The 25,034-nt window shown below is 63.2% G+C and carries 25 protein-coding genes; 13 read left to right on the top strand and 12 right to left on the bottom strand.

The window, feature by feature from the left end; translation table 11 throughout:
• Positions 1 to 8: 8 nt before the first annotated feature.
• Positions 9 to 3,458: a transcription-repair coupling factor gene (gene mfd, locus RRX38_RS06780; RefSeq protein WP_315962009.1), complete on the bottom strand. Its 3,450-nt coding sequence runs from the start codon at positions 3,456 to 3,458 to the stop codon at positions 9 to 11.
• Between the two features lie 190 nt (positions 3,459 to 3,648).
• On the opposite strand from mfd, the gene RRX38_RS06775 reads away from it, so the two are divergent.
• Positions 3,649 to 5,112 carry a glyceraldehyde-3-phosphate dehydrogenase gene (locus RRX38_RS06775; protein WP_295470200.1) on the top strand — a complete coding sequence of 488 codons (1,464 nt, stop codon included), beginning with the start codon at positions 3,649 to 3,651 and terminating at the stop codon, positions 5,110 to 5,112.
• Between the two features lie 102 nt (positions 5,113 to 5,214).
• Here the strand turns inward: RRX38_RS06775 and RRX38_RS06770 are convergent, their stop codons facing one another.
• On the bottom strand, positions 5,215 to 6,501 hold the full coding sequence (locus RRX38_RS06770; RefSeq protein ID WP_315962008.1) for an MFS transporter: 1,287 nt from the start codon (positions 6,499 to 6,501) through the stop codon (positions 5,215 to 5,217).
• A 401-nt stretch (positions 6,502 to 6,902) separates the two neighbouring features.
• Between RRX38_RS06770 and sthA the strand changes: the two genes are divergently transcribed.
• A complete protein-coding gene (sthA, locus tag RRX38_RS06765; RefSeq protein WP_295470207.1) occupies positions 6,903 to 8,297 on the top strand; it encodes a Si-specific NAD(P)(+) transhydrogenase in 1,395 nt (464 codons plus the stop codon).
• A 42-nt stretch (positions 8,298 to 8,339) separates the two neighbouring features.
• On the opposite strand, the gene RRX38_RS06760 is transcribed toward sthA, so the two are convergent.
• Both RRX38_RS06760 and RRX38_RS06755 read right to left on the bottom strand, forming a co-directional pair.
• Positions 8,340 to 9,062, bottom strand: coding sequence for a glycerophosphodiester phosphodiesterase (locus RRX38_RS06760; RefSeq protein ID WP_295470209.1), 723 nt, complete (start codon positions 9,060 to 9,062; stop codon positions 8,340 to 8,342).
• Positions 9,063 to 9,105: 43 nt separating this feature from the next.
• Entirely contained in the window at positions 9,106 to 9,681 is a 576-nt protein-coding gene (locus RRX38_RS06755) for a PilZ domain-containing protein (protein ID WP_295470211.1), read from the bottom strand.
• A gap of 101 nt (positions 9,682 to 9,782) precedes the next feature.
• On the opposite strand from RRX38_RS06755, the gene RRX38_RS06750 reads away from it, so the two are divergent.
• The 3 genes from RRX38_RS06750 to RRX38_RS06740 are packed head-to-tail and all read left to right on the top strand — an operon-like array spanning position 9,783 to position 12,993.
• Positions 9,783 to 11,033 carry a lipoprotein-releasing ABC transporter permease subunit gene (locus RRX38_RS06750; RefSeq protein WP_295470213.1) on the top strand — a complete coding sequence of 417 codons (1,251 nt, stop codon included), beginning with the start codon at positions 9,783 to 9,785 and terminating at the stop codon, positions 11,031 to 11,033.
• A 7-nt stretch (positions 11,034 to 11,040) separates the two neighbouring features.
• On the top strand, positions 11,041 to 11,724 hold the full coding sequence (gene lolD, locus RRX38_RS06745) for a lipoprotein-releasing ABC transporter ATP-binding protein LolD (protein ID WP_315962007.1): 684 nt from the start codon (positions 11,041 to 11,043) through the stop codon (positions 11,722 to 11,724).
• A gap of 24 nt (positions 11,725 to 11,748) precedes the next feature.
• Positions 11,749 to 12,993 carry a lipoprotein-releasing ABC transporter permease subunit gene (locus RRX38_RS06740; RefSeq protein ID WP_315962006.1) on the top strand — a complete coding sequence of 415 codons (1,245 nt, stop codon included), beginning with the start codon at positions 11,749 to 11,751 and terminating at the stop codon, positions 12,991 to 12,993.
• Here RRX38_RS06740 and RRX38_RS06735 read toward each other — a convergent pair.
• Both RRX38_RS06735 and RRX38_RS06730 read right to left on the bottom strand, forming a co-directional pair.
• The gene (locus RRX38_RS06735) at positions 12,984 to 14,336 is read right to left on the bottom strand and encodes a heavy metal sensor histidine kinase (RefSeq protein WP_315962005.1); all 1,353 of its coding nucleotides are present in this window, start codon (positions 14,334 to 14,336) and stop codon (positions 12,984 to 12,986) included. The genes RRX38_RS06740 and RRX38_RS06735 overlap by 10 nt on opposite strands.
• Entirely contained in the window at positions 14,333 to 15,007 is a 675-nt protein-coding gene (locus RRX38_RS06730; RefSeq protein WP_315962004.1) for a heavy metal response regulator transcription factor, read from the bottom strand. Before RRX38_RS06730 ends, RRX38_RS06735 begins: the two co-directional genes overlap by 4 nt.
• A 162-nt stretch (positions 15,008 to 15,169) precedes the next feature.
• On the opposite strand from RRX38_RS06730, the gene queF reads away from it, so the two are divergent.
• Complete coding sequence (gene queF, locus RRX38_RS06725; RefSeq protein WP_315962003.1) at positions 15,170 to 16,000, top strand: NADPH-dependent 7-cyano-7-deazaguanine reductase QueF; 831 nt, start codon at positions 15,170 to 15,172, stop codon at positions 15,998 to 16,000.
• Between the two features lie 57 nt (positions 16,001 to 16,057).
• On the opposite strand, the gene RRX38_RS06720 is transcribed toward queF, so the two are convergent.
• A complete protein-coding gene (locus RRX38_RS06720) occupies positions 16,058 to 16,327 on the bottom strand; it encodes a DUF4404 family protein (RefSeq protein WP_295470230.1) in 270 nt (89 codons plus the stop codon).
• 109 nt (positions 16,328 to 16,436) lie between these two features.
• A complete protein-coding gene (locus RRX38_RS06715) occupies positions 16,437 to 17,057 on the bottom strand; it encodes an HAD family phosphatase (protein WP_315962002.1) in 621 nt (206 codons plus the stop codon).
• A 176-nt stretch (positions 17,058 to 17,233) separates the two neighbouring features.
• Between RRX38_RS06715 and RRX38_RS06710 the strand changes: the two genes are divergently transcribed.
• Complete coding sequence (locus RRX38_RS06710) at positions 17,234 to 17,935, top strand: VacJ family lipoprotein (RefSeq protein WP_295470235.1); 702 nt, start codon at positions 17,234 to 17,236, stop codon at positions 17,933 to 17,935.
• Between the two features lie 57 nt (positions 17,936 to 17,992).
• On the opposite strand, the gene RRX38_RS06705 is transcribed toward RRX38_RS06710, so the two are convergent.
• On the bottom strand, positions 17,993 to 18,472 hold the full coding sequence (locus RRX38_RS06705; protein ID WP_315962001.1) for a GNAT family N-acetyltransferase: 480 nt from the start codon (positions 18,470 to 18,472) through the stop codon (positions 17,993 to 17,995).
• A gap of 89 nt (positions 18,473 to 18,561) precedes the next feature.
• Here RRX38_RS06705 and RRX38_RS06700 point away from each other — a divergent pair, with 89 nt between their 5' ends.
• Positions 18,562 to 19,491, top strand: a complete 930-nt coding sequence (locus RRX38_RS06700) for a LysR family transcriptional regulator (RefSeq protein ID WP_315962000.1) — start codon at positions 18,562 to 18,564, stop codon at positions 19,489 to 19,491.
• A 14-nt stretch (positions 19,492 to 19,505) separates the two neighbouring features.
• On the opposite strand, the gene RRX38_RS06695 is transcribed toward RRX38_RS06700, so the two are convergent.
• Positions 19,506 to 19,805 (bottom strand): PilZ domain-containing protein, encoded by a 300-nt coding sequence (locus tag RRX38_RS06695; RefSeq protein ID WP_295470242.1) that lies wholly within the window; start codon positions 19,803 to 19,805, stop codon positions 19,506 to 19,508.
• 251 nt (positions 19,806 to 20,056) lie between these two features.
• Here RRX38_RS06695 and rssB point away from each other — a divergent pair, with 251 nt between their 5' ends.
• Complete coding sequence (gene rssB, locus RRX38_RS06690; RefSeq protein WP_315961999.1) at positions 20,057 to 21,238, top strand: two-component system response regulator RssB; 1,182 nt, start codon at positions 20,057 to 20,059, stop codon at positions 21,236 to 21,238.
• Positions 21,238 to 21,723 carry an anti-sigma factor antagonist RssC gene (gene rssC, locus RRX38_RS06685; RefSeq protein WP_295470248.1) on the top strand — a complete coding sequence of 162 codons (486 nt, stop codon included), beginning with the start codon at positions 21,238 to 21,240 and terminating at the stop codon, positions 21,721 to 21,723. The genes rssB and rssC overlap by 1 nt, the downstream gene beginning before the upstream one ends.
• 69 nt (positions 21,724 to 21,792) lie before the next feature.
• On the opposite strand, the gene tal is transcribed toward rssC, so the two are convergent.
• Positions 21,793 to 22,719, bottom strand: a complete 927-nt coding sequence (tal, locus tag RRX38_RS06680) for a transaldolase (RefSeq protein ID WP_295470251.1) — start codon at positions 22,717 to 22,719, stop codon at positions 21,793 to 21,795.
• Between the two features lie 287 nt (positions 22,720 to 23,006).
• Here tal and RRX38_RS06675 point away from each other — a divergent pair, with 287 nt between their 5' ends.
• Positions 23,007 to 23,303: a DUF1654 domain-containing protein gene (locus tag RRX38_RS06675; RefSeq protein WP_295470254.1), complete on the top strand. Its 297-nt coding sequence runs from the start codon at positions 23,007 to 23,009 to the stop codon at positions 23,301 to 23,303.
• A 99-nt stretch (positions 23,304 to 23,402) separates the two neighbouring features.
• Here RRX38_RS06675 and RRX38_RS06670 read toward each other — a convergent pair whose 3' ends face one another.
• A complete protein-coding gene (locus RRX38_RS06670; RefSeq protein WP_315961998.1) occupies positions 23,403 to 23,618 on the bottom strand; it encodes a hypothetical protein in 216 nt (71 codons plus the stop codon).
• 68 nt (positions 23,619 to 23,686) lie between these two features.
• On the opposite strand from RRX38_RS06670, the gene RRX38_RS06665 reads away from it, so the two are divergent.
• Both RRX38_RS06665 and RRX38_RS06660 read left to right on the top strand, forming a co-directional pair.
• On the top strand, positions 23,687 to 24,223 hold the full coding sequence (locus tag RRX38_RS06665) for a glycoside hydrolase family 104 protein (RefSeq protein WP_315961997.1): 537 nt from the start codon (positions 23,687 to 23,689) through the stop codon (positions 24,221 to 24,223).
• A gap of 95 nt (positions 24,224 to 24,318) precedes the next feature.
• Entirely contained in the window at positions 24,319 to 24,954 is a 636-nt protein-coding gene (locus RRX38_RS06660; RefSeq protein WP_315961996.1) for a LysE family translocator, read from the top strand.
• Positions 24,955 to 25,034 lie beyond the last annotated feature (80 nt).

The following is a 25,034-nucleotide window of genomic DNA, read 5'->3' as shown; positions in this document are numbered from 1 at the left end:
CGCATCCTTCAGGCAGATTTCGGGGTCAGGCGCTCAAGCAGCGCTTCGATGGTATTGAAACGCTCCTCGGGGCGTTCCATGGGCACCATGAACTTGAACACGGTGGCGCCTTCGAACTTGTAGCGATTGGGCTGGCCCTGAATCAGCTTGATCAGGGTCAGCGGGTCGACCGGCGTTTCGGCACCGAACTCCAGGCGCCCGCCTTGCGGGCCGGCATCGATCTTGGTGATGCCCAGCTGTTCGGCGACCAGTTTCAGATGGGTGATGCGCATCAGGCTCTTGGTCGGTTCGGGCAGCAGGCCGAAGCGATCGATCATTTCCACCTGCAGGTCCTTGAGACCTTCTTCGTCGGTGGCGTTGGCGATGCGCTTGTAGAGGATCAGCCGCGTATGCACATCGGGCAGGTAATCTTCGGGGATCAGGGCCGGTACGCGCAGGTTGATCTCCGGTCCGCCGCCCAGAGGCTGGTCGAGGTTCGGCTGCTCGCCCTTGCGGATCGCCTTGACCGCGCGTTCGAGCATTTCCATGTACAGGGTGAACCCTACCGCCTGGATCTGCCCGCTCTGGCCATCGCCGAGCAGTTCACCGGCACCGCGGATCTCCAGGTCGTTGGTGGCCAGCACGAAGCCGGCGCCCAGGTCCTGGGTATTGGCGATGGCCTCCAGGCGTTTTTCCGCATCGGCGGTGACCTGCTTGCGCGGCGGCGTCAACAGGTAGGCGTAGGCCTGGTGATGACTGCGCCCGACCCGGCCGCGCAACTGGTGCAACTGGGCCAGGCCGAACTTGTCGGCGCGTTCGATGATGATGGTGTTGGCGCTGGGCACGTCGATACCCGTCTCGATGATGGTCGAGGCCACCAGCACGTTGAAGCGCTTGTGGTAGAAGTCGCTCATCACCTGTTCCAGCTCGCGCTCGCGCATCTGCCCGTGGCCGACGCCGATGCGTGCCTCGGGCACCAGTTCGGCGAGGTCGGCGGCGCACTTCTCGATGGTCTTCACATCGTTGTGCAGGTAGTACACCTGGCCGCCGCGCAGCAGTTCGCGCAGCAGCGCTTCCTTGACCGTCGGCTTGTTCTGTTCCATTACGAAGGTGCGCACCGAGAGGCGGCGTGCCGGCGGGGTGGCGATGATCGACAGGTCGCGCATGCCCGACACCGCCATGTTCAAGGTGCGCGGGATCGGCGTGGCCGTGAGGGTGAGGATGTCCACCTCGCTGCGCAGCGCCTTGAGCTGCTCCTTCTGGCGCACGCCGAAACGGTGCTCCTCGTCGATGATCACCAGGCCCAGGTCCTTGAACTTCACGTCGTCGGAGAGCAGCTTGTGGGTGCCGATGACGATGTCGATCTTTCCTTCGGCCAGGTCGCTGACGGCCTGGCTGACTTCCTTGGCCGACTTGAAGCGGCTCATCACCTCGACCTTCACCGGCCAGTCGGCGAAGCGATCGCGGAAGCTGTTGTAGTGCTGCTGGGCGAGCAGGGTGGTGGGTACCAGCACCGCCACCTGGCGGCCGCCGTGCACGGCGATGAACGCCGCGCGCATGGCCACCTCGGTCTTGCCGAAGCCGACGTCGCCGCATACCAGGCGATCCATGGGCTTGGCGGCAAGCATGTCGGCGCGTACCGCGTCGATGCTGGCCTGTTGGTCGGGCGTTTCCTCGAAAGGGAAACCGGCACTGAAAGTGGCGTAGTCGGCCTTCGGGTCTTCGAAGGCATAGCCCTTGCGCGCCGCACGACGGGCATAGATGTCCAGCAGCTCGGCGGCGACGTCGCGCACCTGCTCAGCAGCCTTGCGCTTGGCCTTCTGCCAGGTTTCCGAGCCCAGGCGATGCAGCGGTGCCAGTTCGTCGTCGCTGCCGGTGTAGCGGGCGATCAGGTGCAGGTTGGCCACAGGCACGTAGAGCTTGGCGTCGTCGGCATAGACCAGGGTGAGGAATTCGGCGACCTGGTTGTCGACCTCGATGGTCGCCAGGCCCTGGTAGCGGCCCACGCCGTGGTCGATGTGCACCACCGGCGCGCCTTCGCGCAGCTCGGTGAGGTTCTTGATGACCGCATCGTTGCCATGTTCGGCGCGTTTCTCGCGGCGTCGGCGCTGCATGACGCGCTGGCCGAACAGCGGGCTTTCGGCGATCAGCGCCAGGGACGGCTGGTCCAACACCAGGCCTTCGTCGAGGGGCGCGATGGTGATCGCCAGGCGCTCGTCGCCGGTGACGAAGTCTTCCCAGCCTTCCACCGTCTTGGGGCGCAGCTTCAGGCGTTCGAGCAGTTCCAGCAGCACTTCGCGGCGGCCGGCCGACTCGGCGGTGAACAGCACCCGGCCCGGGAAACTGTCGAGAAAGCCCGAGAGCGCCGCCAGCGGCTGGCTGGCCTTGGCCTCGATGGCCAGGTCCGGCAGTGGCTGGGACGCAAAGCGCTCGCGACCGGCTCCGGCCTCGATGTCCTGCTGGCTGGCCACCACCCGCGGCCATTGCTTCAGGCGTGCGAAACAGTCCTCCACCGGCAGGAACAGCTCGGCCGGCGGCAGCAGCGGCCGGTCGGGGTCGATGCGCCGGTCTTCGTAGCGATTGCGCACGTCGTTCCAGAAGTTTTCCGCCGCCTGCTCAATGCCGGGCAGCGAGAACACCTGGGTGTCCTGGGGCAGGTAATCGAACAGGGTCGAGGTTTCTTCGAAGAACAGCGGAATGTAGTACTCGATACCGGCGGGGATGATGCCGCTGTTGAGGTCCTGGAAGATCGGGCTGCGCCGGAAGTCGACGTCGAAACGCTCGCGAAAGCGGGCCTTGAAACGCACCACCTCGTCCTTGTGCAGCGGGAACTCCCGCGCCGGCAGCAGGCGCACCGAGTCGACCTTGTCGATGGAACGCTGGGTTTCCGGGTCGAAGGTGCGCAGGGTTTCGATCTCGTCATCGAACAGGTCGATGCGGTAGGGCGTCTTGCTGCCCATCGGGAACAGGTCGAACAGCGCACCGCGCACGGTGAACTCGCCGTGCTCGTAGACCGTGTCGACATAGCGGTAGCCGCTGGCTTCCAGGCGCGTGCGCATGGCTTCGACGTCGAGCTTCTGGCCGACGTCCAGCACCAGGCTGCTGCCGAGCAGGAACTTGGTCGGCGCCAGGCGGTGCAGGGCGGTGGTGATCGGCACCACCAGCACGCCATGCTCCAGCTCCGGCAGGCGGTACAGGCTGGCAATACGCTGCGAGATGATGTCCTGGTGGGGCGAGAACAGGTCGTAGGGCAGGGTTTCCCAGTCCGGGAAATGCAGCACCGGCAGTTCCGGGGCGAAGAATTTCAGTTCCTGTTCAAGGCGTTCGGCGCCCTGGCTGTCGGCGGTCAGCAGCAGGGTGAAACGCCGCGCGGCACTGGCGGCCTCGGCGATGGCCAGGCTCAGGGCGGCACCTTGCAGGTTGCCCCAGTGTTGTTTGCCGGCGGTGGCAGGCTGTTGCGGTAGACGCAGGACGGGCACGGACGGTCTGGCTCCAGGCGATGCGACAGGGGGCGCGATTGTAACGGGCGAGGGCGGTGGCTGTCAGTTTTCCAGCGCATCGAGCGCCTTTTGATCTTTTTCGTTTATGTAGTGTCAGAACATCTGATGGCCGCGCATTGCTCATAAACACTGGCGCGGTCATAATGTAGCCCCTTTTTTCAGCCCCTACATGTGGAAGGTTCCCGTGACTCAGAAGCCCGACCAGTGTCTTGGTGAATGGATCGACCGTGAAGCCCTCGCCGAGGCGATGATCCCGCTCCTTGGCCAGCTGTACCGCAATAACAATGTGGTCACTTCGATCTATGGCCGCAGCCTGATCAACCGTTCAGTCATCGCGATTCTCAAAGCCCACCGCTTTGCCCGCCATCGCCAGTCCGATGCGAGCGAGTTGTCCGTACACGAGACTTTCCCCCTGCTCAAGGCCATGAGCGAGCTCAAGCTGGGTGCCGCCTCGGTGGACCTGGGCCGTCTGGCCGTCAAGTTCAAGGCCGAAGGCAACGGCCGCAGCGCCGAGCAGTTCGTGCGTGAAGAACTGGCCAGCGTGGTAGGTCAGCAGAGCAACAGCCCGCGCAAGGGCAAGGACGTGGTCCTGTACGGCTTCGGCCGCATCGGCCGCCTGCTGGCGCGCATCCTGATCGAGAAGACCGGTGGCGGCGACGGCCTGCGTCTGCGTGCCATCGTGGTGCGCAAGGGTGCCAGCAACGATCTGGTCAAGCGCGCCAGCCTGCTGCGTCGTGACTCGGTACACGGTTCGTTCGATGGCACCATCACCATCGACGAAGAAAACAGCACCCTGACCGCCAACGGCAACCTGATCCAGGTGATCTACGCCAAGAACCCGAGCGAAGTCGACTACACCCAGTACGGCATCGAGAATGCTCTGGTCGTCGACAACACCGGTGTATGGCGTGATGCCGAAGGCCTGGGCCAGCACCTGGCCTGCCCGGGTGTCGACCGCGTGATTCTCACCGCGCCTGGCAAGGGCAAGCTGAAGAACATCGTGCATGGCATCAACCACGGTGAAATCACCCCGGAAGACAAGATCATCTCGGCGGCGTCCTGCACCACCAACGCCATCGTGCCGGTGCTCAAGGCAGTCAACGACAAGTTCGGCATCGTCAACGGCCACGTCGAGACCGTTCACTCGTACACCAACGACCAGAACCTGATCGACAACTTCCACAAGGGTTCGCGCCGTGGCCGTAGCGCCGCGCTGAACATGGTCATCACCGAGACCGGTGCTGCCACCGCCGCTGCCAAGGCTCTGCCCGAGCTGGCTGGCAAGTTGACCGGCAACGCGATTCGCGTGCCGACGCCGAACGTCTCGATGGCCATTCTCAACCTGAACCTGGAAAAGGCCACCACCCGCGACGAGATCAACGAATACCTGCGCCATACCGCGCTGTATTCCGATCTGCACAAGCAGATCGACTACGTCAGCTCCCAGGAAGTGGTTTCCACCGACTTCGTCGGCTCGCGTCATGCCGGTGTCGTCGATGCCGAAGCGACCATCGCCAACGATAACCGTGTGGTTCTGTACGTCTGGTACGACAACGAATTCGGTTACAGCTGCCAGGTGGTCCGCGTGATGGAAGACATGGCGGGCGTCAACCCACCAGCCTTTCCAAAGTAATCGCGGCGTAGCGCAGCGATCTACAGGTCGCCCGGTCTGACCGGGCGGCATAAAAAAACGGGTCGAATGTTCGACCCGTTTTTTTGTCCGCGATTTATGTGTTTAGCTGGCGGTCTGCAGTCGACCGCTGGCCGCGCCCTTGGCCTTGAACAGGTTCAGCGTGGCGATCAGGCCCAGAATGGCGGCACCGGTCAGCCAGATGCCTGGTGCAGCGCGGTTGTCCAGGGCGTGGATCAGCCAGGTGCAGGCTGCCGGGGTGAAGCCGCCGAAGGTGGCGGTGGCCAGACTATAGGCCAGCGAGAAGCCGGTGGTGCGCACTTCGGCGGGCATGATTTCCGTCAGGGCCACGACCATGGCGCCGTTGTAGCTGCCATAGAGGAACGACAGCCACAGCTCGACGATCAGCAGGTTGCCGAAGCTTGGATGCGCCACCAGCCACGACAGGGCAGGGTAGGCGGTAATAATGGCCAGTACCGTGGCGCCGACCAACAGCGGCTTGCGACCGATACGGTCGGACACCGAGCCCATCACCGGCAGCCAGATGAAGTTGGACACGCCCACGCACATGGTCACCAGCAGGCTTTGCAGGTCGGTCAGGTGCAGCTCGCTCTTGCCGAAGGTCGGGGTGTAGGCGGTGATCAGGTAGAAGGACACGGTGGTCATCACCACCAGTGCCATGCCGGCCAGTACCAGGCCGAAGTTCTGGCGGATCGAGCGCATCACTTCGCCCAGGCTTGGGCGGTGCTTGCGGGCTTCGAACTCGGGCGATTCTTCCAGCGAGCGGCGGATGATGAACAGCGCCGGTACGATCAGGCAGCCGACGAAGAACGGCACGCGCCAGCCCCAGTCACCCATTTCTTCGGGGCTCAGCCAATGGTTGAGGGCCACACCCAGCAAGCCGGCAAAGACCACGGCAGCCTGTTGGCTTGCCGATTGCCAGCTGACGAAGAAGCCCTTGCGGCCAGGGGTGGAGATTTCCGCGAGGTAAACCGACACGCCGCCCAGTTCCACGCCGGCCGAGAAGCCTTGCAGCAGGCGGCCGAGCAGCACCAGCAACGGCGCGGCCAGGCCGATGCTGTTATAGCCGGGCACACAGGCGATCAATAGGGTGCCGATGGCCATCAGGCCCAGGGTGATGAGCAGCCCCTGGCGGCGGCCATGGCGGTCGATGTAGGCACCGAGGAATATCGCGCCCAGCGGACGCATGAGGAAGCCGGCGCCGAAGGTGGCCAGCGATAGCATCAGGGACGCGAATGCACTGTCGGCAGGGAAGAAGGTCTTGGCGATGGCCGTGGCATAGAAGCCATAGACCATGAAGTCGTACATCTCGAGGAAGTTGCCGCTGACAACGCGAAAGATCGCTTTGCCTTTGTTTTGTGTGGAGGTCATGGCTCTGACTCTTCAGGCTGGATATTGGGGTTGTTGGTCAGTCTGCACGCTGCCGGGCAGCGCACCGGATCTGCGTCCGGTTGAGGGCTATTTGTAACAATATTTGTAAAAATGCCCTCTCACAACCGCTGCCGAGCCTTTGCTGAGCCCTTGGTTCTCTCGTTCAGCCTTCGTTCAGCTTGGTGCCGGCGCCTGACTGAAGCGCGTGCTGCGGCCGGCCAATGCTGCAAGGCGGTGCACGGGCGATGATCGATTTCACGCAAATGCGCCATTGCCAAGGAAAAAGTGGCCTTCGTCACGACCAAGGGTTAATGTTCCCGGCTTGAGCGCAGCGCTAGACTGCACCGCGTGATTTAGCCGAGGCCGCCAGGTGGCGCCCGGCCCGTTCTGAAGGAGTACGCATGGCTGTCTACAACTACGATGTAGTGGTTCTGGGGTCCGGCCCCGCCGGTGAAGGGGCGGCGATGAACGCCGCCAAGGCGGGCCGCAAGGTGGCGATGGTCGACAGCCGTCGCCAGGTCGGCGGTAACTGCACCCACCTCGGCACCATCCCTTCCAAGGCGTTGCGTCACGCGGTCAAGCAGATCATCCAGTTCAACACCAACTCCATGTTCCGCGCCATCGGCGAGCCGCGCTGGTTCTCCTTTCCCGACGTGCTCAAGAGCGCCGAAGTGGTGATCGCCAAGCAGGTGGCCTCGCGCACCAGCTACTACGCACGCAATCGGGTCGATGTGTTCTTCGGTACTGGCAGTTTCGCCGACGAGAACAGCGTCAACGTGGTCTGCACCAATGGCGTGGTCGACAAGCTGGTCGCCAACCAGATCATCATCGCCACCGGCTCGCGGCCCTATCGCCCGGCCGATATCGACTTCAGCCACAAGCGCATCTACGACAGCGACACCATCCTCAGCCTCAGCCACACCCCTCGCAAGTTGATCATCTACGGTGCCGGGGTCATCGGTTGCGAATATGCATCGATCTTCAGCGGCCTCGGCGTGCTGGTGGAGCTGGTGGACAACCGCGACCAGTTGCTGAGCTTCCTCGACAAGGAAATCTCCCAGGGCCTGAGCTATCACTTCAGCAACAACAACGTGATGGTTCGTCACAACGAGGAGTACGAGCGAGTCGAGGGGATCGACAACGGCGTGATCCTGCACCTGAAGTCGGGCAAGAAGATCAAGGCCGACGCCTTGCTGTGGTGCAACGGCCGGACTGGCAACACCGACCGTCTGGGCCTGGAAAACATCGGCCTGCAGGCCAACGGCCGCGGCCAGATCGAGGTCGACGAGAACTATCGCACGGCGGTCAGCAACATCTATGGTGCCGGCGACGTGATCGGCTGGCCAAGCCTGGCCAGTGCTGCTTATGACCAAGGCCGTTCGGCCGCTGGCAGCGTGGTGGACAATGGCAGCTGGCGCTATGTCAACGACGTGCCGACCGGCATCTACACCATTCCGGAGATCAGCTCGATCGGCAAGACCGAGGCCGAGCTGACCGAGGCCAAGGTGCCTTACGAGGTGGGCAAGGCGTTCTTCAAGGGCATGGCCCGGGCGCAGATCTCCGACGAGCGCGTCGGCATGCTGAAGATCCTCTTCCACCGCGAAACCTTGCAGGTTCTGGGCGTGCATTGCTTCGGCGACCAGGCCTCGGAGATCGTGCACATCGGCCAGGCGATCATGAACCAGCCGGGTGAAGCCAATACCCTGAAGTACTTCGTCAATACCACCTTCAACTACCCGACCATGGCCGAAGCCTATCGGGTAGCTGCCTACGACGGTCTCAACCGGCTTTTTTAAGCGGCTCCGGCCGGTGGCCTGAGCCGGCCGGAGAGACCTGCTTCAGCGACTCCCGAGGGTGGCGGTGGCCAAACCGGGAAAGTCTGTGATCAGGCTGTCTACGCCGAAGTCCGCGAGCCGGTGCATCAGCGCCGGTTCGTTGACCGTCCATACCGACACGTGCAAACCCTGGCGCTGCGCCTTGAGCAGGCGCTCAGGGGTGCACAGCGTCCAGTTCAGCGCGAGAATCTCGCAACCGTAGCTCTGCGCCACTTTCAATGGGTCCAGCCAGGCATACTCGGCCACCAGGCCGCGGGAGATGTCCGGAGTCAGCTCGATGGCGGCGCGCAGTACTTCGCGGGAGCTGGAGGTGATGGTGACCTTGTCCAGCAGGCCGAAACGCTGCACCAGTTCACGGATCGCCAGCACGGTGTTGGCTGCGCGGGTGCGTGAAGCGCTCTTGACCTCAAGCTGCCAGTGCTCGAAATCGCATTGCTCGAACAGCGTTTCCAGGCGCGGGATAGGGCAGGGCTGGTTCCAGCCCGGGCCGCCCTTGCGCGCATCGTAGGTCACCAGGTCGGCGGCCAGGTGTTCGTTGACCTTGCCACGCCGGTCGGTGGTGCGCTTCAGGGTCGGGTCGTGGATGACCATCAGTTCACCGTCGCGCGACAGGTGCAGGTCCAGTTCGCAACGGCGCACACCGTGGTCGAGGCACTGGCGGAAACTGGCGAGGGTGTTCTCCGGTGCTTCGCCCTTGGCGCCGCGGTGGCCGTAGATGAGTGTCACAGATACTCCTGTAGGCGGGAAACGCCATGGCTGTCGAAGGGGATCAATCGGGGCGCTCGCCCTGTTCACGTGCCTGCCGGCGCTGCTGGGCCTGGCGCTGCAGAACGTGGCGGGCCAGCAGCTGACGCTGGGCGTCGGGCAGGTCGACGAATTCGGTGTCGATTTCGAAGGTGTCGGAGCCCTTGGCCTTGCAGGTGAGGACTCGGGCTTCGAGCATCATGCCGGCGGCCTGGGGCATGAGCACCATCTTGATCGACAGCCGCGAGCCGGGGCCGTACATCTGTGCAGAGTCGAACTGGATGCCACCCTCGGAGAGCAGCACCGCCTGCGGGGTGCCCAGTTCGCCAAGCGCGGTATGCGCCACCACCTGGCCGAGCAGGTCGATGCGTTTGCTCAGCGCCTTGAGGAAACCATTGAGCACGCGGTCGCGGTCGTCGAGCTGGCGCAACAGATGCTGGGATTCGAACTCGCTCACATGCAGCTCACTGAGCAGCTGGAACAGCGCGGTGATACGCGGCATGGTGCAGCTCGCCGCCTCGGTGAGGGGGTTAATTTCCAGTGCGACGCTGTCTTCGATACGGTAGTATTCGCGGCGTCTTTCTTCGTCTAGTGTCGACATGGCGAACCCGTGCCTGCGGCTGTGGTCAGAGAGTCTCGAGTGTAAGGCCGCGTCTGCCGGCCCGCCACACGGATGTCCCATTCCAGCGAACAATTCCTTAAATGTTCAGACCTCTTTTTGCCTTCATCGGCACACGCTACACACGCGCCAAGCGACGTAACCATTTTGTCTCCTTCATCTCCCTGACTTCGATCATCGGCCTGGCCCTGGGCGTTGTGGTGATGATCGTCGTACTGTCGGTCATGAACGGTTTCGATCATGAGATGCGTACCCGTGTTCTTGGCATGGTGCCCCACGCCACCGTGGAGGGCGACGAGCCGATCCGCGACTGGCCGAAGCTCGCCGAGAAGGTCGCGGCCAATCCCGGTGTGCTGGCCGTTGCGCCGTTCACCCAGATGCAGGGCCTGCTCAGCCATGAAGGCACCGTGCAGAAAGTCCTGCTCAACGGTATCGACCCCAGCCAGGAAGACAAGGTTTCCATCATCGGCCAGTTCATTCGCCAGGGGGCCTTGAGCGCGCTGGCCCCCGGCGAGTTCGGCATCATCATCGGCGACCGTGCGGCGGCCAGGCTGGGTGTCGCGGTGGGCGACAAACTGACCTTCGTCGCCCCTGAAGTGGCGGTGACCCCGGCAGGCATGTTCCCGCGCATGAAGCGCTTCACGGTGGCGGGTATCTTCCACGTTGGCGCCGGCGAGATCGATGGCTTCCTGGGCCTGACCAATATCGAGGACCTCGGCCGCCTGCGCCGCTGGCAGCCGGATCAGGTGCAGGGCTTGCGCCTGAAGTTCGACGACCTGTTCCAGGCACCCCGCGGTGCCTGGCAGATCGCTCAGCAGTTGGGGGGTGACCACTATTACTCGCGTGACTGGACGCGCACCCACGGCAACCTCTACCAGGCCATCCGCATGGAAAAATCCATGATCGGTCTGCTGTTGCTGCTGATCGTCGCGGTGGCGGCGTTCAACATCATTTCCACCCTGGTGATGGTGGTCAACGACAAGAAAGGCGACATCGCCATCCTGCGCACCCTGGGCGCCACACCGGGGCAGATCATGGCGATCTTCATGGTCCAGGGCACGGTGATCGGCGTGGTCGGCACGCTGATCGGCGCCGGTGTCGGCATCCTGGCCGCGCTCAACGTGAGCAGCGCCATCGCCGGGCTGGAAAAGCTGATCGGCCACAAGTTTCTCAATGCGGACGTCTACTTCATCGACTACCTGCCGTCGCAGCTGATGACCCAGGACGTGCTCCAGGTCTGTGGCGCCGCATTGCTCCTGAGTTTCCTCGCCACCCTGTACCCGGCCTGGCGCGCAGCGCGCACCCAGCCGGCAGAGGCGCTACGTTATGAGTGAGTCGGGCATGTCTGAAAAAGCCGTATTGAGTTGCCGCAACCTGGGTAAATCCTACGAGGAGGGCCCTGAGTCGGTGGTGGTGTTGTCCGGCCTGCAGCTGGAGCTGTTCCCCGGTGAGCGCGTGGCCATCGTCGGCAGCTCCGGTTCGGGCAAGAGCACCTTGCTCAACCTGCTGGGCGGCCTGGATACCCCCTCCCAGGGCAGCGTATGGCTGGCCGGCGAAGAACTCTCGGCGCTGGGCGAGAAGGCCCGTGGCCTGCTGCGCAATCGCGCACTGGGCTTCGTCTACCAGTTCCATCACCTGCTGCCGGAGTTCACCGCGCTGGAGAACGTCTGCATGCCGCTACTGATCGGCAAGACGCCCATTCCGGCCGCTCGCGAGCGCGCCACCGCACTGCTCAAGCGCGTCGGTCTGAGCCATCGCCTGGCGCACAAGCCGGCCGAGCTGTCTGGCGGCGAACGCCAGCGCGTGGCGATTGCCCGGGCGCTGGTCAACGAGCCGGGCCTGGTGATGCTCGACGAGCCCACCGGCAACCTCGACTATCACACCGCACAGGGTATTCAGGACCTGATGCGCGAGCTGAGCACAGCGTCGCGTACCGCGTTCCTGGTGGTGACCCACGACATGAACCTGGCCAGGCAGATGGACCGTGTCCTGCGCCTGGAAGACGGCCAGCTGGTCGCCGTCTGATTCAGCCCACTTGGTGCCCTGCGAATGTTCAGACCCTTATCCATCTTCATCGGTGCCCGCTACACGCGGGCCAAGCGGCGCAAGAATTTCATCTCGTTCATCTCCATGACGTCGATGATCGGCCTGGCGCTCGGCGTGCTGGCCATGATCGTCGTGCTGTCGGTGATGAACGGCTTTCAGCGCGAGATGAGTTCACGCATCCTCGGCATGGTCCCGCATGCCTCGATCCTCGGCGCCAAGCCGCTGGACGACTGGCAGAAGGTCGCCGACGCCGCGCGCCACAACCCCGAGGTCGTGGCCGCCGCGCCACTGACCGAGATGGAAGGCATGCTTTCCTACCGCGGCGCGATGCAGCCGATCCAGATCAGTGGCATCGACCCGGCCCGTGAGCATGAGGTGTCCATCGTCACCCAGCACATCACCCGCGGCAGCCTGGATAACCTCAAGCCCGGTGAGTTCGGCGTGGTCCTCGGCGAGATTACCGCACGCCGCTTTCGTGTGAATGTCGGCGATACCCTGACCCTGATCGTTCCGGAAATCAGCAACGCGCCGGGTGGCATCACACCGCGCCTGCAGCGCCTGACCGTGGTCGGGCTGTTCAAGGTGGGTGCCGAGCTGGATGGCTCCATGGCGTTGATGAACATCGCCGACGCCGGGCAGATTCAGCGCTGGCAACCGGGCCAGGTACAGGGCGTGCGCCTGGCGCTCAAGGACCTGTACCAGGCGCCCAAGGTCTCCGCCGCCATCGCCGCCGGGCTGGGCGACGGCTACCGCGCCGATGACTGGACCCATACCCAGGGCAGCCTGTTCAGCGCCATGAAGATGGAAAAGACCATGATCGGCCTGCTGCTGCTGATGATCGTCGCCGTGGCGGCGTTCAACATCATCGCCACGCTGATCATGGTGGTGAACGACAAGGGCGCCGACATCGCCATCCTGCGCACCATCGGCGCAACGCCGCGGCAGATCATGGGCATCTTCATCGTCCAGGGTTCGTTGATCGGCGTGGTCGGCACCTTGATCGGTGGCGTGCTCGGAGTCATCGCCGCGCTCAACGTCAGCGCCCTGGTCGGCTGGGTCGAACGCATCAGCGGGCAGCACATCTTCAGCTCCGACGTGTACTTCATCAGCAACCTGCCATCGGAGCTGCAAGGCGGTGACGTGCTGCTGATCTGCAGTGCCGGCTTCATCCTCAGTTTCCTGGCGACTATCTATCCGGCCTGGCGCGCGGCCAAGGTCGAGCCGGCCCAGGCGCTGCGTTACGAGTGACCCAGCGGCAGCCGCACGACGAAGCGGGTCAGCCCCAGGGCTGACTCGCAACGCAGGGTGCCGCCGTGTGCCTCGACGATCGAGCGGCTGATCGCCAGGCCCAGCCCGGCATGTTCATGGCCACCGCTGCGCGCCGGGTCGGCGCGATAGAAACGGTCGAACAGCCGTCCCAGTACCTCGGGTGGCATGTCAGGGCCGGGGTTTTCGACGCTCAGTTCCACCGCCTCATCGACACCTTGCAGCTTCACCTCGACGCGCTTGCCGGGGGCGGTGAAGCGCAGCGCATTGCCCAGCAGATTCGCCAGCACTCGACGTAGCAGCATGCGGTCGCCCTGGAGCGTGGCCTGTCCCTGGCGACTCAGGCCAACGCCGGCGTCCTCGGCGAGTGGCATGAAGTATTCCAGTACGCTGTCCACTTCATCTTCCAGGCGCAGCGCATCACGCCCTGGCGTCAGCAGCCCCTGGTCAGCCTTGGCGAGCAGCAGCATGTCGTTGACCAGCTGAGTCAGCCCCTGCAATTCCTCAAGATTGCCCAGCAGCGCCTGGCGATAGTCATCCAGCGCGCGTGGCTGGCTGAGCACCACCTGGGTCTGGGTCAGCAGGTTGGACAGCGGCGAGCGCAACTCGTGGGCGATGTCGGCGCTGAACGCCGAAAGGCGCTGAAAACCTTGCTCCAGGCGGTCGAGCATGGCGTTGAAAGTCACCGCCAGCTGCGCCAGCTCCGGCGGCATGGCCTGCTCCGGCAGGCGCATGGCCAACGAGCTGGCCGACACGCCGCTGGCCACCTCGCCCATGCGTTGCAGCGGTTGCAGGGCACGGCGCGCGGCCCACGCGCCGAGCAGGGCGGTAGCCAGTGCGCAGAGACCGACGGTCAGCCAGATCAGCCGCTGCATGCCCTGCAGGAATTGCTGGTGGTGGGTGATATCCAGCAGCAGGCTCACACGCGGAGAATCGGCGCGCTGCGGCTGTAGTCGCGTGTTCAACACCCGATAGGCGACGTCGCCTTCGTTCAGGGTATGCAGCCCTTCGCTGGCGGGCAGGGCTCGCAATGCCGGCGTGTCGTCCAGCCATACCTGCCCATGGCTGTCGGTGATGCGCAGGTGCAGCTCGGCGTGTTCAGTCATGCCGTGCAGGGCAGGTCTTCGGGCCTCGAAGGCGGCACGCTCGGTGACCTCGCCCAGTGTTGCGCGCAGGTTGGCCAGGCGACTGTCGAACAGGTGCTGGTCGAGTTCCATGAAGTGCCGGGCGCTGGCCTGGTCGAACAGCAACCCGGCAATCAGCGACACCGACGCGGTGCAGGCAGCGAACAGCAGGGCCAGGCGACTGCGCAGTGACAGTTTCATGGAGCCTGTTCCTGCAGCACGTAGCCCATGCCGCGCACGGTGTGGATCAGCCGTGTGTCGAACTCATCGTCGACTTTCATGCGCAGGCGGCGGATGGCGACCTCGATGACGTTGGTGTCGCTGTCGAAATGCATGTCCCAGACCTGCGCGGCGATAAGGGATTTGGACAGCACTTCGCCCTGGCGGCGCAACAACAGCTCCAGCAGGGCGAACTCCTTCACGGTCAGGTCCAGGCGCCTGCCGGCACGCTCGACCCGGCGTTGCAGCAGGTCCAGGTGCAGGTCGCCGGCCTGCAGGCGGGTGTCCAGGGGTGTGCCGCGGCGCAGCAGGGTGCGCACCCGGGCCAGCAGTTCGGAAAAGGCGAAGGGCTTGATCAGGTAGTCGTCGGCGCCCAGTTCCAGGCCGCGCACCCGGTCTTCGACGGCGTCGCGTGCGGTGAGCAACAGCACCGGCGTGTGCAGGCCGGCCTGACGCAGGCGCTGCAGGATCGTCCAGCCGTCGAGGCCGGGCAGCATCACGTCGAGGATCAGCAACGCATGGTCGCCGCTCAGCGCACGTTGCAGGCCAGCCTGGCCCTCATCGACCAGTTCGCTGTCGAAGCCGGCCTCGCTGAGCCCCTGGTTCAGGTACTGGCCGGTCTTGGGCTGGTCTTCGACGATCAGTAGTTTCATGGTGGCGCGTCCGGCTGAGGCAATGCGTGCTTTATAACCTGCCGGGCGGCGCAAAGGGCCAAGCTTACAAGGTTGTAATCGGGGCGCGAGCCAGGCGGCGCTGAAAGCTGCACGCAAAACGGATAGACTGCGCGGGTTATTTTCTGAGGTTCCGATACTGCCATGCATCCCGCCGCCGAACACTCGCCACTGGGCAAGTCCAGTGAGTACGTCGCCACCTACACCCCCGAGCTGCTTTATCCCATCCCGCGTGCCGCGAAATGGGCCGAGCTGGGCCTGAGCGCCGAGAGCCTGCCGTATCAGGGGGTCGATGTGTGGAACTGCTACGAGCTGTCGTGGCTGCTGCCGTCCGGCAAGCCCGTGGTGGCCATTGCCGAGTTCAGCGTGCCGGCCGACTCGCCGAACATCATCGAGTCCAAGTCGTTCAAGCTGTATCTCAATTCGCTGAACCAGAGCGTGTTCGCCACCCAGGGCGAGCTGCAGGCGGTGTTGGTCAAGGATCTTTCCGCTGCCGCCGGCAAGCCGGTCGGCGTGCGTATCCGCAGCCTGGCGCAGATCAGCGCTGAAGGCGTTGCCGACCTGCCGGGGCCGTGCATCGACGAGCTGGATATCGAGGTACACAGCTATGACCACCCGCGTCCCGAACTGCTGCGTTGCGATGCCTCGCGGAGCGTGGAGGAAAGCCTGCACAGCCATCTGCTCAAGTCCAACTGCCCGGTGACCAGCCAGCCGGACTGGGGCAGCGTGGTGGTGGAGTATCGTGGCGCGGCGCTCGATCACGCCAGTCTCCTGGCCTACATCGTCAGCTTCCGCCAGCACTCGGACTTCCACGAGCAGTGCGTGGAGCGCATGTTCCTCGACCTGCAGCGCCTACTGCGCCCGGAAAAGCTCACAGTGTATGCGCGCTACGTGCGCCGCGGCGGCCTGGACATCAACCCGTACCGCAGCACCGAAGCGCTGCAGCCGAGCAATGGGCGCCTGGCCCGCCAGTGATCGCCAGCGAATGAAAAGGCCCGTCGAGTGACGGGCCTTTTGCGTAGCGGCTGTGTCTCAGATGCCAATGTTGCCCAGCGTCTGGACGATGTTGCGCAAGGTCGCTGCGATGCCGGGATGTTCCAGTTCGAAGCGCTCGACCGCCAGGTTCACGCCATCGACCAGGCTGCTGTCCTGTTCGTGAGTGGCCTGTTCCAGCTGGATTTTGGTTTCAATTTGTTGCATCAGCTCGTGCAGGTGCACACGCTCGGTTTCCGACAGTGGCGGGTTGCGGTCCAGTTGCTCGCGCAGGGCATCGAGTTGTTCTTGCAGGTCGCGGGCAGGCATGGCGTGCTCCTTCTTCGATAGGTCTTTCCCATGGACTGCGTCAGGGGACGAAAGGTCCGTGGTGCTATCAAGAGTAATCCAGGAGAGCTGGCTTCGCCTCTGACGTGCGTCAGGGCTTTTCGCCTTTGCGGCGGCGCAGACTGATGTCGGCCAGGCAGGATTCCAGTTCGCCGAGATGGTCGATCACCGAGTGGGCGCCGATATTGTAGAGATGCAGCGTGGCCTGTGCCCGGCGGCGTTCGCGCTCAGTGACGTCAAGCGCCTCCCACTGTTCGGGCCCCAGCCCGCATAGCGATCCACATGAGGCCAGGCCGATGGTCCACAGTCCGGCATTGAGGCCCGACTCCAGCAGCAGAGGGTTGCCGCTGACCAGCACGCAGCCTTCAAGCTGGCTGACCTTCAGGGTCATCAGCGCCAGCCAGCAGGCATCGGGCGCCGGCCAACTCACCGGGCTGCGCGCGGTGGCGACGACCAGCTCGCCCAGCGGGGCGCAGAGTGTCTGGCTGTGCGCGTCGGGCAGGTCGTCCAGCCAGGCGCACGGAATGCCTTGCTGGCGCAGGCTCTGCAGGCTTTCCAGTGCTCCAGGAGTGAGGCGGGCATGTTTATCGAGGCCAGTGCCTGCCGCCAGGGCTTGGCTGGACGCCTGACCGCCGAAGTCCACCAGGCAGCCGCTCAGGCCGAAGAGCAGGGCGGAGAAGGCAGGTAATGGCGTATTGACCGGAGCGAGCATGGCGCAAGTCTCTGAAATAGCCAGAACGCTACCCGATGGGTATGACAGAAATATGAATGGCGGGTGACCGCGACAGATTCGAGCAGGTCTGCCTCATCGTGCGTGAAGGCTTTATACTGCTCGCCTTTGCCAGGGCGCGTGTGCCCGGCTGCCACCCTCAATCAGGAGTTTGCGTCATGCCCGTACCGCGTACCGGCTTTATCCGGCGACTGGCCGGCTTGTCTCTGTGTGCCAGTGCCGCGTTGCTCCCGGTGGCAGCCCAGGCCGCCGAAGAGGACCCATGGGAGGGCGTCAACCGGGTCATCTTCCGTTTCAACGACACGGTCGACCGCTATACCTTCAAGCCGCTCGCCCAGGGTTACCAGTACGTGACTCCGCAGTTCGTCGAGGACGGCGTACACAACTTCTTCAACAACATCGGTGACGTGGGCAACCTGGCCAACAACGTGCTGCAGGCCAAGCCACAGGCAGCCGGTGTCGACACGGCGCGCCTGCTGGTCAACACCACCTTCGGCCTGCTCGGCTTCATCGACGTCGGTACGCGCATGGGCCTGCAGCGCAACGACGAAGATTTCGGCCAGACGCTCGGCTACTGGGGCGTGGGCAGTGGCCCCTACGTGGTGCTGCCGTTACTCGGCCCCAGCACCGTGCGCGATGCGTTCGCCAAGTACCCGGACACCTACACCGCGCCGTGGCGTTATATCGACCACGTACCGACCCGCAATACTGCCCTGGGCGTGAGCCTGGTCGATACCCGCGCCAGCCTGCTGTCGGCCGAGCGCCTGGTTACTGGCGACAAGTACACCTTCGTGCGCAATGCCTTCCTGCAGAACCGCGAGTTCAAGGTCAAGGATGGTCAGGTCGAAGACGACTTCTGATCCTGGCTGGTCGCAGGCTGCGCCGGGCATTCGCCCGGACTCTGCGGCGGCAGTCGTTCAGCCGGCGGCGAAGGCACTCAGCGCTTCGCCTTCCAGCCTGTAGCGCACCCATTCGCCTTGGCGCTGCGCGCCGATCGATTCGTAGAAGCGGATCGCCGGCTCATTCCAATCCAGCACACTCCATTCGAAGCGGCCGCACTGGCGCGCTACGGCTTCGCGCGCCAAATGCCTGAGCATCAGCTTGCCAGCGCCGGTACCCCGGTGCTGTGGCGCGATGTACAGGTCCTCAAGATACAGCCCGTGCCGGCCGAGCCAGGTGGAGTAGCTGTAGAAATACACGGCGAAGCCAATCGGTTGCTCATCCCGGCTGCAGATCAGTGCATGGGTCGTGGACGCCTCGTCGAACAGGCTGCGCTCGATATCTTCGATGCTGGCCTGCACTTCGTGGCGAGCCTTTTCGTAGTCGGCCAGGTCGGTGATGAAGGTCAGAATCTGTGCGGCGTCGTCACGGCGAGCAGGGCGGATGTGCAGGTTCAAGGGAAAAGCTCCTGATTTGGACAGGCGTTCAGCCTAGTGCAGCAGGTAGACTGCATGTAGTGCAATTCATACAGGTTCTCATGAACACCATGCATCCTCTCTTGCGCCGTCTGGATCTCAATCTGCTGCTGGTTTTCGATGCCCTGCATCGCCACCGCAGCGTGGCCGGTGCTGCGCACGAACTGTCGCTCAGCGCCTCGGCATTCAGCCACGCCTTGGGGCGTCTGCGCGATACGCTAGGCGATGAACTGTTCGTTCGCCAGGGTAACCGCATGTACCCGACGCAACGTGCCGAACGCCTGGCAACGGCGGTGGCGGCCAGCCTGGGCGGGTTGAGCGACGAGTTGGGCGGTTGGGCACCTTTCGATGCGCTGACCAGCGAGCGAGTCTTCACCTTCGCGGCCACCGATTTCACTGCCTTGCAGTTGCTGCCAAATCTGGTTGCACGCCTGCAGGACTGCGCGCCGCGCCTGCAATTGAAGGTGGTGCAGGCCGGGCGCAAGGTCTGCGTGGATGAGCTGGCCAGTGGGCAGGTCGATTTCGCCCTGGGTTACGGCGAGGAGCGCGACAGCCTGCCCATGGGTATCGACAGCCTGGAATGGACTTCAGGGCGTTATGTGGTGATTGTGCGGCGCGGGCATCCGCGAATCCACAAGTCGCTTGATCTCGAAGCCTATCTGGCCGAGCGGCATGTGGTGGTGACGCCTTGGGGCGAGGCGACCGGGGTCGTGGACCTGGTGCTGCGGCGCATGGGTCTGCACCGCGACGTGGCGCTGCAGATTCCGTCGGTGCTGGCCTGCCCATTCATTATCGCCAGCAGCGACCTGATCATGACCATTCCGCAACCTGCGGCCGAGCGTCTGGCACCGGCGGCCGACATCGTGCTGCATGAAGTGCCGTTCGAGATCGAGCCCTACGCGCTGAGGCTCTACAGCCACCGCAAGTACGCGCGCAGTGACGCGCACACCTGGATGATTGGGCAATTAAGAGCGTTGTTCGAGCAGTCGACACTTTTATAAGTGCCTGGCGCCCATCAGCTCATGGAAATGATCGAGAGCCCAAGCTTCTGCCCGCCACCGTCCTGGTCGGCCAGCCAGACCACTTCGGTCTCGGCTTCCAGGCCCTTGAGCGCCGGGTGATCGGAATCGATGCGAATACTGAGCCGATCGCCGATGGCGAAGGCTCGTGGCGCCTGAACCTGCATCCCGGTGCTGGACAAATCCAGACATACAGCCGGAATCACTTGCCCGGCATGGATGATGCTGATATCAGCATCGACGCGCATGCGAATGAAATCGCGCTTTTCGGCATATCCCTGATCAATTCGGCTCATGCGACTTCCTTTGTTTTGGTTGCTGAATTTGTTGTTCTTATAACTCTGGGTGATTTGCGATGTAAAGACGCAATTCAAGGGTGGAAGTTCGCTTGAAACGCCCGGCGGATGGGAGTACCGTCTGCGCCTTGAAGGGCACCTCTGGAGATACGGCAAAAGTCGTGCAGAGTGGCTAGAAAGCGAATCCGGTAAGCAGGGCCCGGCACGCACCGGTCCGTCTACCCCAACCTGATCTGGCGCCGTTTGCCCACATGCCTAAAACCAGTGCAACGCTGCTGATTATCGATGACGACGAGGTCGTGCGCGCGAGTATCGCCGCCTACCTGGAAGACAGTGGCTTCGATGTCCTGCAGGCTACCAATGGCCAGCAAGGTATAGAGATTTTCGAACAGGAAAAGCCCGATCTGGTGATCTGTGACCTGCGCATGCCCCAGATGGGCGGCCTGGAGCTGATCCGCCAGGTGGCCGCGATCTCGCCGCAGATGCCGGTGATCGTGGTGTCTGGCGCGGGTGTCATGAGCGATGTCGTCGAGGCCCTGCGCCTGGGCGCTGCCGACTACCTGATCAAACCTCTGGAAGATCTCGCGGTACTCGAACATTCGGTTCGCCGTGCCCTTGATCGTGCGCGGCTGGAGCGCGAGAACGAGCTTTACCGTGAAAAACTCGAGGCCGCCAATCGCGAACTCGAAGCCAGCCTGCACCTGCTGCAAGAGGATCAGGACGCCGGTCGTCAGGTGCAGATGAACATGCTGCCGACCAGCCCTTGGGCCACCGAGCAGTTCAGCTTCGCGCATCAGATCATTCCGTCGCTGTATCTGTCGGGTGATTTCGTCGACTACTTTCGCGTCGACGAGCGCCGGGTGGCATTCTACCTGGCGGATGTGTCCGGGCACGGGGCGTCTTCGGCGTTCATCACCGTATTGCTGAAGTTCATGACCACGCGTCTGCTGTTCGAATACAAGCGCAGCGGGACGTTGCCCGAGTTCAAGCCGTCTGATGTACTGGGCCACATAAACCGTGGCCTGATCAGTTGCAAGCTCGGCAAGCACGTGACCATGGTTGGCGGGGTGATCGATGAGCAGGCAGGGACGTTGACCTATGCCGTTGGCGGTCACCTGCCATTGCCGGTGTTGTTCAGCGAGGGCAAGGGCAGTTACCTGGAAGGACGCGGCCTGCCGGTCGGCCTTTTTCAGGAAGCGACCTATCAGGACTATGTCTGCGAGTTGCCAGACTCCTTCAGCCTGACCCTGTTGTCTGATGGCATACTGGATTTGCTACCCGGTGATACACTCAAGGAAAAGGAAGCTGCCTTGCCTGAACTGGTCAAGACAGCGGGCGGCAGCCTGGATGGTCTGCGTCGGGTTTTCGAATTGGCTACGCTAGGGGAGATGCCGGATGATATCGCCTTGTTAGTGTTGAGCAGGAATCTTTGATGAGTACCGGTAGAATCCAGTTCGCCGAGCAGGAAGGCACATTCGTTCTGAAGTTCGTGGGCGAAGTGCGACTGACCCTGTGCTCGGCCTTGGATGCGACTATCGAGCGGATCTTCACGGCGCTGAATTTTTCGGCAGTGGTGATCGATCTGACCGAAACGCGCAGCATTGACAGCACCACCCTTGGTCTTCTGGCCAAGCTCTCCATCTTGTCGCGCCAGAAGGTCGGGCTGTTGCCGACTCTGGTCACGACCCACGAAGACATCACGCGCTTGCTGCAGTCGATGGGTTTCGATCAGGTGTTCAATATCGTCGACCATCCGGTGCCTTGCCCGGAATGCCTGACTGACCTGCCATCGCAGGATCAGGGGGAAGAAGTGGTCAAGGCCAAGGTGCTGGAAGCGCACAAGATCCTGATGGGGCTCAACGAGTCCAATCGCGAGGCGTTTCATGACCTGGTAAACGCGCTAGAAGGGCAGCGCTGAGCAGCGCGAGCCGACGGGGCACACATGAATGAAAAGGGCGATCTCGCAAGAGTATCGCCCTTTTTCACATCAGGCCTTGGCTGACAGCAGGGCCTCGAGCTTTTCCTGATCGCGGGCGAACTGACGAATACCTTCGGCCAGCTTCTCGGTGGCCATGGCATCTTCATTGGACAGCCAGCGGAATTCCTTCTCGCTCAGGCTTTGCCGTGCTTCGCCGCCCTGGCCAGGGTTGAGCTTGCGCTCCAGACTACCCTGGTCTTCGGCCAGCTGCTTGAGCAGCTCGGGGCTGATGGTCAGGCGGTCGCAGCCGGCCAGTTGTTCGATCTGACCGATGTTGCGGAAGCTGGCGCCCATGACCACGGTGTTGTAGCCGTTGGCCTTGTAGTAGTTGTAGATGCGGGTGACCGACTGGACGCCCGGATCTTGCGCGCCGGTGTATTCCTGGCCGGTGGACTTCTTGTACCAGTCATAGATACGGCCCACGAACGGCGAGATCAGGAACACGCCAGCCTCGGCGCAGGCCACTGCCTGGGCGAAGGAGAACAGCAGGGTCAGGTTGGTCTGGATACCTTCCTTCTCGAGCTTCTCGGCAGCGCGGATGCCTTCCCAGGTCGAGGCCAGCTTGACCAGGATGCGCTCGCGGCCGACGCCGGCTTCTTCATAGAGGCCGATCAGGCGTTGACCGCGTTCGATCATGGCCTGGGTGTCGAAGGACAGGCGGGCGTCCACCTCGGTGGAGACGCGGCCGGGTACCACGTCGAGGATCTTGCGGCCGATAGCGACGGCAAAGCGGTCGCAGGCCAGGCCGATATCACCCTGGCTGCCGCTGAAGGCTTCCTGGAGCAGGGCGGCGTTGCTTTCGCTGGAAGCGGCCTTGAGCAGCAGGGAAGGGTTGGTGGTGGCATCCACCGGCTTGAGGCGGGCAATGGCGTCGAAGTCGCCGGTGTCGGCTACTACGGTAGTGATGGCTTTGAGTTGTTCCAGCTTGGAAGTCATGAGCGTGCTCTGTCCTGTGCGGTGAAGTGACATTACCCGAGCGCCGCCGACCACTCAAGGGCGTGGCGGACAAGGGCGCGAATGCGTGACGTTGACTGAATTGGAGCGTTGTTCGCCCGGCTTGTTCCCGCGGATGCCTGGCAGCCAGGTTCTCACCACTGAATCTTGCTCACCTTGTAGAAATGTCTTGCATGAGGAAATTGGCTTTTCTCACGTGCTTGGATATGATTCGTACAAATACTGTATGAATATACAGTTTTCCGTTTTCATGGATAAGGCGACGTGAAGTGAACCAACAGGAGCGAGAAACCTTGAGCGGGCTGGAGCGGCTGGGGCTGCGAGTGGCGAGCATGATCAATTCTCCTGCTGCCCAGTTGCAGCGGCGGGTACTGGTGCATCGTCTGGATACCGACGCAGACCAGGACTGGCATCAGGTACTGGAAATGCTGGCCGAAACCGAGGGGCTGGAGGTCACCACGACCAGCGACGGCGCCGTGCTGCTGGCATGGGACCACCACACGGACGACGACCGCGTGGCAGAGGAAAGGGATGTGTTCAGTGTCGAGGGGCCGGCGCCGTTCTGAATGCTCAGAGCTTCTGGGCGTTCCACACCAGAAGTTCATCGACGCTAAGGCTTGACTACGGTGCCTCTTGACGTTGGAGACAGTGTGCTCGCCGCCGCTCTACTGTGCCCCAAGACGCAGCTTGATCCTGTCCGAAGGCCACCAATCGAACGATAGCGCTGGCTGGTAGCAGCCCGGCTGGTTAGCCGGGCTGGCATCGCAGCGCACGGTATAGCCCTTTTCACCGATTTCGCGGCCGCCTTCGCCGGTGCCGCGTTCGCTGTACGCCGCGCAAGCGCTGAGCAACAGCAGCGGCAGCAGGTATTTCATATTCATTTTCATCTCCGCAGGCACAAGCAGCCCTGGCACGTGCTTAAGGATGTGTTGGTTTTTTGGAGGCTTTCATGGCTCGTATCGATTCATCACAGGCTGGCGGCAGTAATGTGCTGGCCTTTCTCGACATGCTGGCCTGGTCGGAGGGGACTTCCACGATCAAGGCCTCGGACGACGGTTACAACGTGCTGGTGGGCGGCAAACTCTTCACCGACTACGCAACCCATCCGCGCGTACTGGTCGCGCTTGCGCGTTACGGCATCAGCAGCACTGCCGCAGGGCGTTATCAGTTTCTGGCGCGTACGTGGGACGCCATCGTCCGCCGGTATGGCTTCATCGGGCGTTTCATCCCTGAAGCCCAGGACCTGGCAGCGGTAAAGCTGCTGACTGAATGCGGCGCGTTGCCCTATATACAGGCCGGGCGGATCGAACGGGCGATTGCCGCCGCCGCGCCCATCTGGGCAAGCCTGCCGGGTGCTGGCTACGGGCAGCGCGAGCATCGCCTGGCAAGCTTGCTGGAGGTCTACAGTGAGCAGCGTATGGAAGCACAGAAACCCGCGGCAGACCTGCTGGCGATGTATACCGCGTGCGGAGGTGAACTGGCGTGAAGACAGTTGCCAATAAAGGTTGCCCGACCTCGCCGTCTGGCGGCTGGTGACGTTATAGTGCCAGCCACCGCCCCTCATGACAGGATGTTGACCTCATGCCCGAACTCTCCAGCCTGTTGGCGTTTGCCCTTATCTGCCTGGGCATGGTGCTCACCCCCGGGCCCAATATGATCTACCTGATATCCCGCTCAATCTGCCAGGGGCGCACGGCCGGGTTGATATCCCTCGGCGGCGTGGCGTTGGGGTTTGTCTGTTACATGCTGTGCGCAGCGCTGGGCATCACCGCGCTGGTGATGGCCGTGCCTTACGCCTACGATGCTCTGCGCCTGGGCGGGGCCTTGTACCTGCTGTACCTGGCCTGGCAGGCGCTCAGGCCGGGCGGACGCTCGCCGTTCCAGGTGCGTGACCTGCCGGTGGACAGCCCGCGCAAGCTGTTCAGCATGGGCCTGCTGACCAGTCTGCTGAATCCCAAGATCGCCGTAATGTACCTGTCCCTGCTACCGCAGTTCATCGAACCGACAGGCCACGGCAGCGTGCTGCTGCAATCGCTGGCGCTCGGCGCCACGCAGATCGTCATCAGTGTCAGCGTCAACGCCCTGATCGCGGTGATGGCCGGCTCCATCGCAGTGTTCCTCGCCGGCAGGCCTGTGTGGCAGGTGCTGCAGCGTTGGTTGATGGGCACGGTGCTGGCTGGGCTGGCGGTGCGGATGCTCGCGGAAAGCCGGCGCTGAAACGATGATGAGGCTGAGGATGACTCGACGCTGGGCCGCCATGTCCCTGGCCACTTCCTGATAGACTACGCGACCCGCGC

It is taken from the genome of Pseudomonas sp. DTU_2021_1001937_2_SI_NGA_ILE_001 (genome assembly GCF_032463525.1).
GTDB lineage: Bacteria > Pseudomonadota > Gammaproteobacteria > Pseudomonadales > Pseudomonadaceae > Aquipseudomonas.
The sequence above is the reverse complement of the archived record's forward strand: the minus strand, read 5'-3'. Positions and strand labels throughout refer to the sequence as shown.